General features: G+C 68.1%; 10 protein-coding genes. 6 read left to right on the forward strand and 4 right to left on the reverse strand.

All coding sequences use genetic code 11. From position 1 onward, the window contains the following. Positions 1 to 35: 35 nt before the first annotated feature. Complete coding sequence (locus AB5J62_RS05800; protein WP_370947068.1) at positions 36 to 446, reverse strand: ATPase; 411 nt, start codon at positions 444 to 446, stop codon at positions 36 to 38. A 161-nt stretch (positions 447 to 607) separates the two neighbouring features. Here AB5J62_RS05800 and AB5J62_RS05805 point away from each other — a divergent pair, with 161 nt between their 5' ends. From AB5J62_RS05805 to AB5J62_RS05820, 4 genes are all read left to right on the forward strand, one after another. Beyond that, positions 608 to 3109: a helix-turn-helix domain-containing protein gene (locus AB5J62_RS05805; RefSeq protein ID WP_370947069.1), complete on the forward strand. Its 2502-nt coding sequence runs from the start codon at positions 608 to 610 to the stop codon at positions 3107 to 3109. 569 nt (positions 3110 to 3678) lie between these two features. Continuing rightward, positions 3679 to 4536 carry a sugar phosphate isomerase/epimerase family protein gene (locus AB5J62_RS05810; protein WP_370947070.1) on the forward strand — a complete coding sequence of 286 codons (858 nt, stop codon included), beginning with the start codon at positions 3679 to 3681 and terminating at the stop codon, positions 4534 to 4536. Positions 4537 to 4744: 208 nt separating this feature from the next. Next, positions 4745 to 5671, forward strand: a complete 927-nt coding sequence (locus AB5J62_RS05815; RefSeq protein WP_370947071.1) for a ricin-type beta-trefoil lectin domain protein — start codon at positions 4745 to 4747, stop codon at positions 5669 to 5671. Between the two features lie 193 nt (positions 5672 to 5864). After that, positions 5865 to 7718 (forward strand): glycoside hydrolase family 5 protein, encoded by a 1854-nt coding sequence (locus tag AB5J62_RS05820; RefSeq protein WP_370947072.1) that lies wholly within the window; start codon positions 5865 to 5867, stop codon positions 7716 to 7718. On the opposite strand, the gene AB5J62_RS05825 is transcribed toward AB5J62_RS05820, so the two are convergent. Beyond that, entirely contained in the window at positions 7715 to 8605 is an 891-nt protein-coding gene (locus AB5J62_RS05825) for a serine protease (protein ID WP_370947073.1), read from the reverse strand. The genes AB5J62_RS05820 and AB5J62_RS05825 overlap by 4 nt on opposite strands. A gap of 134 nt (positions 8606 to 8739) precedes the next feature. Here AB5J62_RS05825 and AB5J62_RS05830 point away from each other — a divergent pair, with 134 nt between their 5' ends. Beyond that, positions 8740 to 10269, forward strand: a complete 1530-nt coding sequence (locus tag AB5J62_RS05830) for a dolichyl-phosphate-mannose--protein mannosyltransferase (RefSeq protein ID WP_370950193.1) — start codon at positions 8740 to 8742, stop codon at positions 10267 to 10269. A 310-nt stretch (positions 10270 to 10579) separates the two neighbouring features. Continuing rightward, on the forward strand, positions 10580 to 11788 hold the full coding sequence (locus AB5J62_RS05835; protein WP_370947074.1) for a glycosyl hydrolase family 8: 1209 nt from the start codon (positions 10580 to 10582) through the stop codon (positions 11786 to 11788). A 73-nt stretch (positions 11789 to 11861) separates the two neighbouring features. Here AB5J62_RS05835 and AB5J62_RS05840 read toward each other — a convergent pair whose 3' ends face one another. Both AB5J62_RS05840 and AB5J62_RS05845 read right to left on the reverse strand, forming a co-directional pair. After that, positions 11862 to 12521: a response regulator transcription factor gene (locus AB5J62_RS05840; RefSeq protein WP_370947075.1), complete on the reverse strand. Its 660-nt coding sequence runs from the start codon at positions 12519 to 12521 to the stop codon at positions 11862 to 11864. A gap of 85 nt (positions 12522 to 12606) precedes the next feature. Further along, positions 12607 to 13755, reverse strand: a complete 1149-nt coding sequence (locus AB5J62_RS05845; protein WP_370947076.1) for a sensor histidine kinase — start codon at positions 13753 to 13755, stop codon at positions 12607 to 12609. Positions 13756 to 13884 lie beyond the last annotated feature (129 nt).

The following is a 13884-nucleotide window of genomic DNA, read 5'->3' on the forward strand; positions in this document are numbered from 1 at the left end:
GTGAAAGGGGCGTTCACGACTTCCGGAGGCGCGGATCACGGCCGCAGGACGCGGGGCAGGTGGATGTGCCGATGCTCTACTTCGACCTGGCGGCCGCGTGCGCGCAGGGTGGCGGCCAGCAGCTCGACGAGACCGCCGGAGCGATGCCTGCCGCCGGCGCAGCCGATGGCGATGCGCCGGGGTCCTGACGGCAGCTCGGCGTAGGCCAGCAGGTTGGCGAGCAGCTCCTGCGCGCCGGGGGTGCGGGCGACGATGTCCTGCACCCGAGGATCGCGCCCGTCCAGATCGAGGATGCCGCGCGCGGCCGCCGGGTCGCGGAGCCGCTCACGGACGTCCTCGACCCGGTCGGCGAGCGGCGGGCAGCCGTCGCCGAGATGGAGGTAGCCGAAGGAGATCAGGTGCAGTACGTGCTGCCGCTCGGTCGTTCGCCGGCCGGGGAAGTTCATTCCGCGTCCCTCTCAGTCTTTCGTGCGTTCTCGCGGACAATTGTAACCAGCGAATTGCCGAGCTTTGCGGTAATGACTTAGCGGCGGAGTAAGGTTACTGAATCAATTCCCGGAACGGAGAGATGAATTCTCTCGAATAGTGGATGAATCGAGAACCGGCGATGGAAAGTCCGGGCGGCCCGGCGGCGTCGGTGTGTCCGCGATCGGGCCACCTGGTCCTGTGCCAGACTCAGCACACCAAGATCGGCGGAAAGGAGCAGGTCGGCGTGGTAGCGACCGTGTTCGGTGACTTCCTCCGGTTCTACCGGCTGCGCCTCGCGCTGACCCAGGAGGAGCTGGCGCAGCGGACCGGCCTCAGCGTGCGCGCGCTCAGCGACATGGAACGCGGCAGGGCCCGCAGCCCGCACCGGCGCACGGTCGACCTGCTCATCGCCGGCCTCGAACTCACCGGTGCCGAGGCCGCCGAGTTCGCCGCGCAATCCCGCGTCGGCCGTGTGGCGGCCGCCGCCGACAAGCCGGTCCGGGGCCGGGCGCTGGAGCTGAGCATCGCGCGCGGGCTGCCGCCGGTGCTCACCGAGCTGACCGGCCGTGAGACCGAGCTGCAGGTGCTGGCCGATTTCGCCGAGGAAGCCGAGTCCTCGGCGGGCGCGCGGGTCGCGGTGATCCACGGGCTGCCCGGCGTCGGCAAGACGGCGCTCGCGGTGGAGGCGGGGAGCAGGCTGGCCGAGCGGTTCGCCGACGGCTGCCACTTCGTCGACATGCGCGGCACGGACCCCGTCCCGCTGCCGCCCGAGCAGGCCGTCCACCGGCTGCTGCGGGGTTTCGGCGTCCAGGACCGCGCGATCCCCGCCGATCCCGATGACCGGTTCGCCCTCTACCACTCGCTGCTGCTCGACCGCGAGGTTCTGCTGATCCTCGAGAACGCCGCCAACGAGGCGCAGGTCAGGCCGCTGCTGGCGGCCAGCCCCGGCACCGTGGTGCTGGTGACCAGCCGCAAGACGCTGGCCGGGCTGAACGCGCACCGCAGGCTCGCGCTCGGGCTGCTCGACGAGGACAGCGCCGTCCGGCTCCTTGCCGTCGTCGCGGGCGCCGCGCGGGTGGGCGCCGAGCCGGACGCGGCGCGGCGGATCGCGCGGCTGTGCGGCGGGGTGCCGCTGGCGCTGCTCATCGCGGCCAACCGGCTGGCCAGCAGGCCACAGTGGACGATCGAAAGCCTGGCCGTCCAGCTCGAGGACGAGCGGCGGCGGCTGACCGTGCTCGCCGCCGGCGACCTTCAGGTGCGTGCCGCGTTCGAGATCTCCTATCACCAGCTGGCGCCCGAGGCGGCGAGGATGTTCCGGCTGGTGGCACTGATGCCCGGTCCGCACACGACGGTCGAGACGGCCGCGGTGCTCACGGGGGAGCCGCCGTCACGGGTGGCGGCGGCGCTGGCGGAACTCGTCGACGCGAGCCTGTTCGGCGACTTCGGCGCGGCGGGCCGCTACACCTGCCATGACCTGCTGCGCGTGTTCGCCAGGGAACGCCTGGAACTCGACGAGCCGCCCGAAACCGCCGAGGCGGCGGGGAAGCGGATCCGCGACTGGCTGGTCGCGGTCGCCACGAAGGCGGGGCTGTTCTTCGACCCCGACCGCGCGGCCACGGCCGCCCCGATCGACGGCCCGGATCCGGTGCCGGACCGCGCCACCGCGAAGCGATGGCTGGTGGACGAGCAGCTCAACTGGCACGCCGCGCTGCTGGCCACCGTCGAGCGCGGCGAGCATCGCAAGGTGCTCGACCTGGCGACCGGCATGTACTGGTACTCCTACCTCAACGGCGTCGGCGACCTGTGGCGTGGCGTGTTCGAGACCGGGGTGGCAGCCGCGCGGGCGCTCGGCGACGCCAAGGCCACCGCCGAGCAGCTGAACTGCCTGGCCTGGGTGCGCTACGCGCTCTGCGAGCAGCCACGCGAGGCACTGGAGCTCAACGAACTCGCGGTGCGCGCCTCGGCCGACTCGGGTGACCTCGTCTCCGAGGCCTGGTCTTGGTACTGCCGCGCGAGCATCGAGCTGCGCCTGGGCTCGCCCGCCGACGCGATCGCCATCGCCAAGCGCTCGGTCGGCCTGTTCGAGAAGGCAGGCAATCAGGTCGGCAGGCATCTGGCCATGTCGATGCTCGGGACCATGCTGCACGCGGCGGGCGAGTTCACCGAAGCGGTCGCGGTCAACGCGGAGAGCTTGGCCTATTTCCGCGCGGCAGAAGGCTTTCTGGGTGAGGACGAGCTACTCGGGCTCGGCCTGGTGCTCATTCGCTGCGCCGACACCTTCGCCGCGGTCGGCGACACGCCCGCCGCGCTGGACCTGCTGGACGAGGCCGAGCGGCTGTTCACCCGCTACGGCGTGGACGCGGGCCTGGCGCGAGTGCGATTCACCAGGGGCAAGGCGCTCATCGCCGCCGGCGACCCCGCGGGCGCCGGCGCGCAGCTGGTGTCCACATTGGAGGAAGCGCGCTGGCCGGAGATCCGGATCGAGATCCTGACCCTGCTCGCCGAACTGGCCGACGCCAACGACGAGCCCCCGCGTGCCAGGGAATACCGCGTGCGCGCGCTGGCCGAATGCGCCAGGTACGACACGCCGAGCGTCCGCGTGGCCGCGTCCCGGCTGGCGGCCACGCTCGGCCTGGGGTGAGTGAACACTCACCCCTTGTGGCGGCCGTGAGGGGGTTCGGGCCAGCTGTACCGGCAGTTGCCACGCATCTGCGTCACCTCGCCTTTCTCATCGAGAATGGTCACCGACGAAAGCTGCGGCCACCATGCAGAACCACCGGCGGAACCTCCGCAAAACAAAGCCTGCAGGTAGTCCTGCCGGACTCGCGCGCGTGGTGGTCGTGAGTGTTTTCGCCGGTTAGAACCGGCCGTACCACTCACGAGTCCTCTGCGGGCGCGCACTTGCACGATCCGCCCCGCCGAGCACTCCCGCCCCCGCCCGCGCCCGCGCCCGCGCTCGCTCCGCTCATGCAAATGGCCTGTATGAAGGCTCCCTTCATGCAGCTATGCGCGATGAAGGCTCCCTTCATGCAGCCAAACCTGGATGAGGGGAGCCTTCATACAGGCGAACCAGGCGGCGCAGGCCAAGCCCGCAACGCGCAGGAGCCCTTAGCTCTGGCCGAAACCATTTATCGATGATCGCGCCTGTACAGCTCGGGGGTGCCCGGCTAGCGTCGATGAAGATCGAGTCCAGCAGCCGTGAGGAGTTCCATGGCGGTCCGGCGGTTCAGTCGCAGATCCATGCTGATGTCGGCCGCGGCGCTGGCCGCGCTGCCTTCGGTGGCGCAGGCGAGTCCTCGCAAGCCCGCGCCGATAGCGCTGCAGATGTGGTCGCTCCACGAGCAGGCCGAGCAGGACCTCATGGGCACACTCGCCCGTGTCGCCGAGATCGGTTTCGTGGCCATCGAAAGCTACGAGCTCTGCGGCCATTCCCCGAAGTCCGTCAAGTCCCGCCTGAGGGAACTCGGCCTCGGCCTGTGCAGCTCACACGCCCCGTTCCCGTCGGGCGCCGAAGCCAAGGCCATCCTCGACCAGTACGCCGAGCTGGGCGCGAAAACGCTTGTCTGGAGTCTGGAACCCGAGGAGTTCACCTCCGTCGACGCGATCCGCCGCGGCGCGGACCGCATCAACGAAGCGGTCGCCAACGCCGCCGCGTACGGCATGCGAATCGGTTACCACAATCATTTCGCGGAGTTCCGCAACAGGTTCAACGGGTGTTCGGCCTACCAGATCCTGCTCGGCGAACTCGATCGTTCCGTCGTCATCGAGCTGGACACCTACTGGGCGCAGGCGGGCGGAGTGGACCCCAAGACGGTGGCCGCGTCGCTGGGCAAACGGCTCGAGTACATCCACATCAAGGACGGGCCCGCGACGGGCATGGACGACTACATGGTGCCGTACGGCCAAGGCGTGATCGACGTCGACGGAGTGGTCCAGGCCAATCGGGCCGTGCGGTGGAATATCGTCGAAATGGATAGATCGCACTACGAAATGTACGGATTGCTCCGGTCTTGCTACGACTACCTGGTTGGCCGAGGCCTCGCGACCGGCAAGCGCCCAGTCTCCTGAGAGGCAAGCCAGAATGCCCGGTTTGCCTATATTGTGCCTAATTTCACCGACGGCGTGATAAGCGGACGTCATAAAGGGGCGCGATGTCGCAACGGGACTTAGTTAGTAAAGTTTACAAATGGTCTTGACGCGGGTGTGATCAAGTCGGATGCTGAAGAAGGCGACCGCCGCTCGTCATCCCAGCCGACACTTCACTTGCGGAGGCACCATGATCCGGCGTGCGCTGGTCGCGCTCGCGAGCCTGATGTTCGTGGCCACGGCGGCACTTTCCGGTGGCAGCACGGCACAAGCCGCCACCACCCAGCAGACCTTCCTGACCTTCTACGGCTGGTGGGACAACACCCCGCCCGGCGGTGACATCTCCTACCCCAAGATCCACGACACGGCGGGCGGCAAGGGCACCTACGCCGACCCGATCACCTTCGCCACCAGCACTTCGGAACTCAAGGCGGGCACCAAGGTCTGGGTGCCGAGGGTGCGCAAGTACTTCATCATGGAAGACAGCTGCGAAGAGTGTTCGCAGGACTGGAACGGTCACGGCCCGAACGGCGGCCCGAAGCTGCGCCACATCGACCTGTGGCTGGGTGGCAAGGGTGGCAGCGCGTTCAACGCCATCGACTGCGAAGACGCGCTCACCCACTATAACTCCGACGGCACCCCGGTGATGGAGCCGGTCGTCGTCGACCCGTCGCCGAACGAGGCGTACGACTCGACGCCGATCTTCAACACCGGCACCGGCGCCTGCTACGGCGGGGCGAAGCCGAACACCTACGCCGGGCCGTTCCGCAACAAGTCGACCAGCACCTGCCTGGAAGACCCGAACAACTCGTCGACCACCGGCACCAAGCTGAAGATGGCCGCGTGCAGTGGCGCCGCCGCGCAGAATTTCTCGTTCCACGGCGCCTTCCTGGTCATCAACGACCGGTGCGCAGGCATGAACGGCAGCTCGATCGAACTGCAGAGCTGCACCGGCGGGCCGAAGCAGCAGTGGTCGATCAACCTGAGCAACAACACCATCTCCGACATCCAGTCGAGCAAGAAGTGCTTCCGCGCCTCCGGTTCGACGCTCTCGGCGGGCAGTTGCTCCGGTGACGCCTCGAAGTGGACCTTCCCGCCGGTCCAACCCGGCTCCTAGCGCCCGCGAAGGCCGGGATAAAGCGGGCTTTACTCCCGGGGATAAAGCCTGCTTTATCCCCGGGAGTTTAGCGGGCTTTATCCCGGCCCGGCTCGGGGAGCGAGGGGCGCTCGTGGGGCCATCCGGGCCAGGCTCGCGTCCGCACGGGCACGGATCCTGGACGGGCGGTGCCCGGCTGGTTACCTTTCGGTACATGAGGATCGCGGCTGTCGCACTCGTCGTACTGTCGGCCGTGAGCGTGACGGCCCCGCCCGCCACCGCGGCGCCACAGCAGACCGCCGAGGCGGCGTGGACCGGCCCGCTGAGCACGCGCGGGCGGTACATCGTCGACGCGACCGGTGCCCGGTTCAAGCTCAAGGCCGGTAACTGGCACGGCGCCAGCGGCACCTGGAACGGGTCCGGCTCGGTCACCGACCCGGCGAACCACCACGCGGGTGAGATCGCCTACGAGACGCCGCTCGGGCTGGACCGGGCGTCGATCGACACGATCATCGACGGGTTCGCCGAGCTCGGTCTCACCAGCGTCCGGCTGCCGTTCTCGAACCAGATGATCCACGACGCCGCCCCGGTGCCCGACCTGCCCGCCAATCCCGGCCTGCGCGGCAAGACCCCGCTGCAGGTGTACGACGCCGTCGTCGACAGGCTGACCGCGCGCGGCTTCGCGGTGATCCTCAACAATCACACGACCACCTCGAAGTGGTGTTGCGGTGTCGACGGCAACGAGCGCTGGAACACCAGCCAGGACGAGCGGGCGTGGCAGGACGACTGGGTCTTCATGGCCCGCCGCTACGCCGCGAACAAGCGGGTCGTCGGCGCCGACCTGTACAACGAGGTCCGCCGGAACGTACTCGACGACCCGAATTGGGGCTGGGGCAACAACACCGACTGGCAGCGCGCGAGCCAGCAGGCGGGTGACCGCATCCTCGCCGAGGCCAACCGTGATCTCCTGATCATCGTCGAGGGCATCAACTGGACCGGCATCCCGGTCGACGGTTTCGCGCACGGCAGGCCCACGCTTGAACCCGCGCGCACGCTGTCCCACACGCTCATCGACTCCGGCAAGCTTGTCTACGCCGCGCACTTCTACGGCTACACCGGCCCGAACCACTCGGGCGCGACGGGCGTCGGCGAGACGAGTGACCCGCGCTACCAGGACTTGAGCCCGCAGGAGCTGCGGGATGTGTTGTATCGCCAGGCTTTCTTCGTCTCGGCCGAGACCGGGGCGCATTTCACGGCGCCGCTGTGGATCAGCGAATTCGGGGTCGGGCGAAACTCCGACGCGAAGTCGCGTGACTGGTTCGAGCGGTTCGTGGACTATCTCGCCGAGACCGACACGGACTTCGCGTACTGGCCGATGGTCGGCTTCCACACCAACGGTTCCGGCGATGGCTGGTCGCTGCTCGCCTGGGATTCGGCGGGCCGCCGCATCAGCGTGTACGACGCGGGGGACTGGCGTGCCACGGCCTGGCGACGGCTGGTCAACGCTCCGTCGCGGACCGGGCAGATCCCCGTCACGAGCCGGTGGTCGATGCTGAATCTGGACTACGGGGACTTCCAGGCGTCACGCGCCGTCCGTGCCATGCCGGACTGGAATTCCGGCGCGCGCAAGGGAACCTGTCCGGACGGGCAGCGGATCATCGGCTTGAGCCACTCGGGAAACCACGGCCTGTGCACGACCATCGCCGCCGCCCCGGCCGGATACGTGACCGTCCGCGATGAGTCCTTTGTGGATCGAGACTGGGCAGGCGGCTACACGAAGGTCCAGTGCCCGCCGGACCACTTCCTGGCCGGATACAGCGTCAAGGGCGCGGCGTTTTCGGCCGCGCTGTGCGGAAAGTCGGCGGCGCCGCTCGGCCGTGGCGGGCGCACGGTGTGGTTCGACCGCGGCGACAACCGGCCGGCGGGCTCGCCCGGCGGCGAGTTCGCCTACGGCAACTACAAAGGACAGTGCACTGTGGACGAATACGTCGCCGGGGTGGCCTACACGGGCCGGGTCGGTTCGCGGAGCACTCCGGACGCCTTGCTCTGCGTCCCCCTCGCCGGCTAGAGCCGGTCTGCGCTCGCGTAGAGGTCACGCACGGCCGGGGTGAACAAGGCCGCGCTGAGATCGGTGGTCACGCCGTTCTCGTCCATGGTCCCGCGGCTGGTCACCCCGTAGATCGTGCCCTTGCCCGACGCCGGATCGAAGTTCCGCAGCCACGGACCGCCGCTGGACCCGCCCGCGAGGTCGCAGGTCGTCTCCCAGACGGTGGACACGCTGTTGGTGTCCAGCGTGGCCGGACGCTCGCAGGAGACCAGTTTCTCGCCGCGCGCCAGTGCCGACACCGGGTAGCCGAGCATGGTCGTGGGCACCGGCGACGGCGGCTGGTCGAACGAGATCTCCTGGACACCCGCCACCTCGGCGACGTGCTTGCCGTCCACCGGGTCGAGCGCGATGACACCGTCGTCGTCGGCCGCGCTGGTCGGCCCGCGATAGGTGTCCGACCAGGCGAACGCGCGGACGGCGAAGACCTGGCGCGCGCCGTCGCCGTATCCGGGCACGAAGACCATGGTGCCGTGCTTGATCTCGTTGTCCCAGCGGTCGAAACCGCCGTTGAGGCAGTGGCCGGCGGTCAGCGCCACGTCCTTGGTCGCGCTGGGCACCACGGTCGCCGTGCACGACTCGTCGTAGTTGCCGGGCTCGGCGTGGAAGAACAGCCTGCCGACGCCCGGCGGCATCGCGCCTTCCCAGAGTTTGCCGACCGTTTCCGCCGGTGGCAGCCATTCCTGCTGCCCGAGCTTCCGCATCCGCTCCGGCGTCCAGTAAGCCAGCGCGGCGGCGCGGTCGGCCTCGCTGAATCTCGTCACGACCTGGCCGGGTTCGGCGGCGGACGCGGGCGTCACGACCGTGAGCGAAGCGGCGAGGAGCAGGGACAGCAGCACGACTGACTTCATGCTCTGTAAGACGTCCGAGACGGCCCGAGGTTGATCAACTCGGGTCGATACCAGCTCATCTGACGCACACCATGGCACGGGTAGGGTCGGAGCCGGATCGATGATCTTGCCACTTCGACGACAGGGATCAGCTCATCCGGGAGACGCTGACGGGGCCGCCGTCCGACCGTGAAGCCACGCTGCTGGGCAAGCCCATGCCGGACGACCGGGCGCGCGGCTGGGTGATCACCGTGATCATCACGCTCGTCGGCGCCGTCGTGCGCCTGCAGAACCTGGGTTTCCCTACCAGCCAAGGCACTCCCGTCTTCGACGAGAAGCATTACGTCCCGCAGGCGTGGCAGATGCTGCGCAATGGCGGTTACGAGGACAACTACGGCTACGAACTCGTCGTCCACCCGCCGTTGGCGAAGCAGCTGATCGCGGTAGGTGAATGGCTGGTCGGTTACAACGGCTGGGGCTGGCGGCTTTCCGCCGCCGTCGCCGGTGTGCTGATCGTGTTCTTGACGGTGCGGATCGCGCGGCGCCTGACTCGCTCGACCTTGCTCGGTGCGATCGCCGGTGTGCTGGTCATCTGCGATGGCGTGCTGCACCTGCAGGCCCGCATGGGCATGCTCGACATCTTCATCGCGCTGTTCGTGCTCGCCGCGTTCGGCTGTCTGCTGCGCGACCGCGACCAAGTCCGCGAACGCCTCGCCGTCGCCGTCCGCGAAGGCTGGGCCGACGAGTCCAAGTTCGGGCCTCGCTTGGGGTTCCGCTGGTGGCGTTTCGGGACCGGGCTGATGCTCGGGCTGGCGTTCGCCGTGAAGTGGTCCGGCCTGTACTACATGGTCGCGTTCGGGTTGCTGTGCGTGTTCTTCGACGTCGCCGCCCGGCGCGCGGCCGGTGTCGGACGGCCGTGGCTCGGCACGATCGTGCGGGACGTGGCGCCCGCGCTGTGGGCGATCGTCGCGATCCCGTTCCTCGTCTATCTCGCCGACTACGGCGCCTGGTTCGCCAGCGAGACCGCGACCGACCGCAACCTCGCCGAGATCAAGAACCTCGACCCCGGGATCTGGGGCTGGGTCCCGGCGGCCTTGCGCTCGCTCGGCACGTACACCGCCAGCGTGCTGGACTTCCACTCGCATCTGCTGACACCGAAGGACAATCCGCACTCGTACGAGTCGAAGCCGTGGACCTGGCCGATGGGTCTGCGGCCGATGCTCTACCACTACGAATCCGGCACCTCGGTCACCGGCTGCGGCGCGGGCGACTGCGTGCGCGCGACCATGCTGATCGGCACGCCCGCGATGTGGTGGCTCGCGCTGCCGATGCTCGGCTGGGGCCTGTGGCGCGCCGTCTTCGCGATGGACTGGCGGTACGCGGCGGTGCTCGTCGGCTACCTCGCCGGTCTGCTGCCGTGGTTCGTCAACCTCGACCGCCAGATGTACTTCTTTTACGCCACACCGATGGCGCCGTTTTTGATACTCGGCCTGACGCTGATACTCGGGCAGATTCTGGGCAGCGCGCGCCGCGGCTTCGAACGGCGAGGCACCGGACTGCTCGTCGTGGCGCTCTACGTCGGCCTCGTCGTGGCGAACTTCGCGTGGCTCTGGCCGATCCTGAACGCGGACGCCATCACCGGCGAACGGTGGCAGGCGGAGATGTGGCTGCCGTCATGGCGCTGAAACGCATGTGAATTCCTGGTTATGACGAATGCCGAATCCAATGCAAGCGAGCCACCCCCGGTGGCACGGGTTGCTTTACGCCGCACACCGGTCAGGTGTATCGAAACACCGTTCTGACTCATCTGCGATGTCAAGAGCAGGACTTTTACTTGATCAACTCGCCGGTGAGGGTATTTTTCGGGGCACTCGGCCGTGGCCCGAAAACGCCTCTTTGTCCTATTCGCAGTTTGCTTGACTTTCGGTTGACCGAACACGAAGGTTTCTTCAACCGCCGCCTGGTTAGGAATGTTTACTAACAAGGAGTCCCGCTATGCATTCACGTCGGAGAGTCGCGATCGCCGCGGCTGCCTTCCTGATGGTGCCGATGGCGCTTTCCGCTGGATCAACTGCCACCGCGGCCGGGGAGAGTCACCCGTTCCCCGCGCATGTCACTTACCAGACCGGCGTGCTGCCGTCGGCCGGCCAGGCGGACCGTGACGCCGCGGTCAAGAAGCAGTACGACTCGTGGAAGTCGAAGTTCCTGCGCGCCGCCTGCGGTGGCTACCTGGTCGCCGTCGACGGCGAAACCGCCCCCAACAAGGGAACCGTGTCCGAGGCGCAGGGTTACGGCATGAACATCGTGCCGCTGATGGCCGGCTACGACCCGAACGCCAAGGCCGAGTTCGACGGTCTGTGGAAGGTCGTGCAGAGCCACCGCGACGGCAAGGGCCTGATGCAGTGGAAGATCGACGGCAAGTCCTGCAAGTACGCCGACGGCGGCACCCCTGACTCCGCCACCGACGGCGACATCGACATCGCCTACGGCCTGATCCTCGCCGACAAGCAGTGGGGCGGTTACACCGCCGCCGCCAAGGACTGGCTGGACAAGCTCTACAAGTCCGACGTCACCTCCGACGGGCACCTGCGGACCGCCGACGACGGCCCCGGCAACGACACCCGCCCGTCCGACTTCATGCTCGACCACCTGCGCGCGTTCGCTAAGTACGACACCGCGCACGACTGGAACAAGGTCGTCACCCGTACCGAGGCGATCATCGCCGCCTTCACCACCAAGTACTCGCCGACCGCGGGTCTGCTTTCCGACTTCGTGGTCGGCGCCGACGGCAGCAGCCCGAAGCCCGCGCCCGCCGACTACCAGGAGAGCCAGCCGGACAACATCGTCGGCTACAACGCCGTGCGCGTGCCGTGGCACATGGGCACCGACGCGCTGGTCTACGGCGGCTCGGTCGCGCTGAACATCGCGAAGAAGCAGTCCGCCAGCTACAAGAGCCGCTCCGGTGGCAACCCGGCGAAGATCTACCCGCACACCAAGCTCGACGGCACCCCGCAGAACACCAGCGACCAGTGCGAGTGCGCCAGCAACCCGGTCGGCGTGGCCGCGATGGCCGCGGGAGACCAGGCGTGGACCGACGCGCACTGGAACTACCTCGCGACCAACCCGTACGACGAGGGCTACTACGGCGAGAACATCAAGATGCTCGTCTACATCGTGATGTCCGGTAACTACTGGGCTCCGTGACCTCGTGAGTGGTACGGCCGGTTCTAACCGGCCGTACCACTCACGACCCCGACATGGGGAAAACTCCTCGAAGTCAAGTGCGGAACCGGTAGCCGACCCCGGGAACGGTCTCGATGAGCCCGGGTTCACCCAGCTTCTTCCGCAACGTCATCACGGCGACCCGCACCGCGTTGGTGAACGGGTCGGCGTGCTCGTCCCACGCTTTTTCCAAGAGCTCCTCACTGCTGACGACGGTGCCTTCCGCCCGCATCAGCACCTCGAGTACGGCGTATTCCTTGAGCGACAGCGAAAGCAGCATGCCGTCGCGGGTCGCTTGGTGGCGGGGCAGATCCAGCCGGACCCCGCTCAGTTCCAGCACCGGCGGCAACGCCCTCGGCGCGCGCCTGGCCAGCGCCTGCACCCGCGCGATGAGCTCGGCGAACGCGAACGGCTTGGTGAGGTAGTCGTCGGCGCCGAGCCCCAGCCCCTCGATCTTCTCCGGCACTTCGGCCGACGCGGTGAGCATGAGGACGCGGCCGCCGTCGCCCCGCGACACCACCGCCCGGCAGACGTCGTCGCCGTGCACCAGCGGCAGATCGCGGTCGAGGACGATGACGTCGTAGGCGTTCACGCTGATGTTCTCCAACGCCCGCGCGCCGTCGTAGGCGACGTCGACGGCCATCGAAAACCGGCGCAGGCCCTCGGCGATGCTGTCGGCCAGGACTTTCCTGTCCTCGACGACCAATACCCGCATTGCGACTCCGCCCTTCGGTGCTGGACCAATACTGCGATAGGGGGCATAAACGTCGGATAAGCGATTTGTTCACGCCGCGCTGAAATCAATTTCCCGGCAGGTCGACGGTGATGTCGAGCCCGCCTTCCGGTCCCGGCTCGGCGTGGACCGAGCCGTCGTGCGCTTCGGCGATCGCGCGCACGATCGACAGGCCGAGCCCCGCGTGCTGGGTGTCACCGGTGCGGTCGGGGGCGAGGCGGCGGAACGGTTCGAACAGGCCGGGTACCGCCTCCGCCGGCACCGGCGTGCCGGTGTTCACCACACGCAGCGTGTGGCCGTCCCCCACTCCGATGTGGACGGTCCCGCCCGGCACGTTGTACGCGAGCGCGTTGCGCACCAGGTTCAGCACCAGCACCTCGAGCAGCACCTGATCGCCGGTGACGAGCAGCGGCCGCAGATCGGCCCTGATCTCGACGGCCGCTTCGGCCGCTTCACCGCCGGCCTGGTCGAGCACCGCGCGGGTGATCTCGTCGAACTCGACCGACTCCCGCCGGTCGAGCCCGCGCTCCGAGCGGGCGAGCACGAGCAGACCGGCGATCAGCAGCTCGCTCTCCTTGCCGGCTTTCAGCAGTTCCGTTCCCAGCGCGGTGACCTGCGGCGACACCTCCGGATGGGCCATCGCCACCTCGATGAGCGTGCGCTGGACCGCGAGCGGTGTGCGCAGTTCGTGCGACGCGTTCGCCACGAAGCGCTTCTGCCCGTCGAACGACTTGGCGAGGCGTTCCAGCATCTCGTCGAAGGTGTCGGCGAGTTCCTTCAGCTCGTCGGCGGGGCCGTCGAGGTTGATCCGCTGGTGCAGGTCGGCCGCGCTGAGCTCGCGCGCGGTCGCGGTGACGGCGTGCAGCGGCCGCAGCGCCCGCGCGGCGATGAGCCAGCCGAACAGCGCGGCCAGCAGCGCCACGACGATCAGCGCGATCACGGACTGCACGACCAAAGTGGACAGTGCGGACGACCGGTACTCGTCGATCGACCGGTTGATCATCTCGTAGGCCGACGCGTCGGCCGGGTCCAGGTAGACCCGGTCCGTCATCATCGTCCCCGAGCCGAACGCCTGCCTCGCGACCGTCCGGCCCACCGGCAGGTTGCGCTCGACGAGCAGGTAGTTCAGCGCCAGCAGGATCAACCCGGCCAGCAGGAAGAGCCCGCCGTAGAGCGCGGTGAGCCTGGTGCGCAGCGACACCAACCGGGTTTTCATGAAAAGGGCCTCCACTCGCTGCTCGTGTTTCAGTATCCGCGCGCGGGCATAAGCAGCGTATAAGCCCGCCACTTACCCGATCGATAACGGTGAATCCGTAGAACATTCCTTGACACCGAAAAGGAGTGG

Origin of the sequence: Amycolatopsis sp. cg5, from assembly GCF_041346955.1 — a bacterium.
Taxonomy (GTDB): Bacteria; Actinomycetota; Actinomycetes; order Mycobacteriales; family Pseudonocardiaceae; genus Amycolatopsis.

Bases quoted from the DNA above. Each gene is read 5' to 3' on its own strand.
- AB5J62_RS05800 (WP_370947068.1), bottom strand. From the start codon at position 446: ATGAACTTCCCCGGCCGGCGAACGACCGAGCGGCAGCACGTACTGCAC.
- AB5J62_RS05805 (WP_370947069.1), top strand. From the start codon at position 608: ATGGAAAGTCCGGGCGGCCCGGCGGCGTCGGTGTGTCCGCGATCGGGC.
- AB5J62_RS05810 (WP_370947070.1), top strand. From the start codon at position 3,679: ATGGCGGTCCGGCGGTTCAGTCGCAGATCCATGCTGATGTCGGCCGCG.
- AB5J62_RS05815 (WP_370947071.1), top strand. From the start codon at position 4,745: ATGATCCGGCGTGCGCTGGTCGCGCTCGCGAGCCTGATGTTCGTGGCC.
- AB5J62_RS05820 (WP_370947072.1), top strand. From the start codon at position 5,865: ATGAGGATCGCGGCTGTCGCACTCGTCGTACTGTCGGCCGTGAGCGTG.
- AB5J62_RS05825 (WP_370947073.1), bottom strand. From the start codon at position 8,605: ATGAAGTCAGTCGTGCTGCTGTCCCTGCTCCTCGCCGCTTCGCTCACG.
- AB5J62_RS05835 (WP_370947074.1), top strand. From the start codon at position 10,580: ATGCATTCACGTCGGAGAGTCGCGATCGCCGCGGCTGCCTTCCTGATG.
- AB5J62_RS05840 (WP_370947075.1), bottom strand. From the start codon at position 12,521: ATGCGGGTATTGGTCGTCGAGGACAGGAAAGTCCTGGCCGACAGCATC.
- AB5J62_RS05845 (WP_370947076.1), bottom strand. From the start codon at position 13,755: ATGAAAACCCGGTTGGTGTCGCTGCGCACCAGGCTCACCGCGCTCTAC.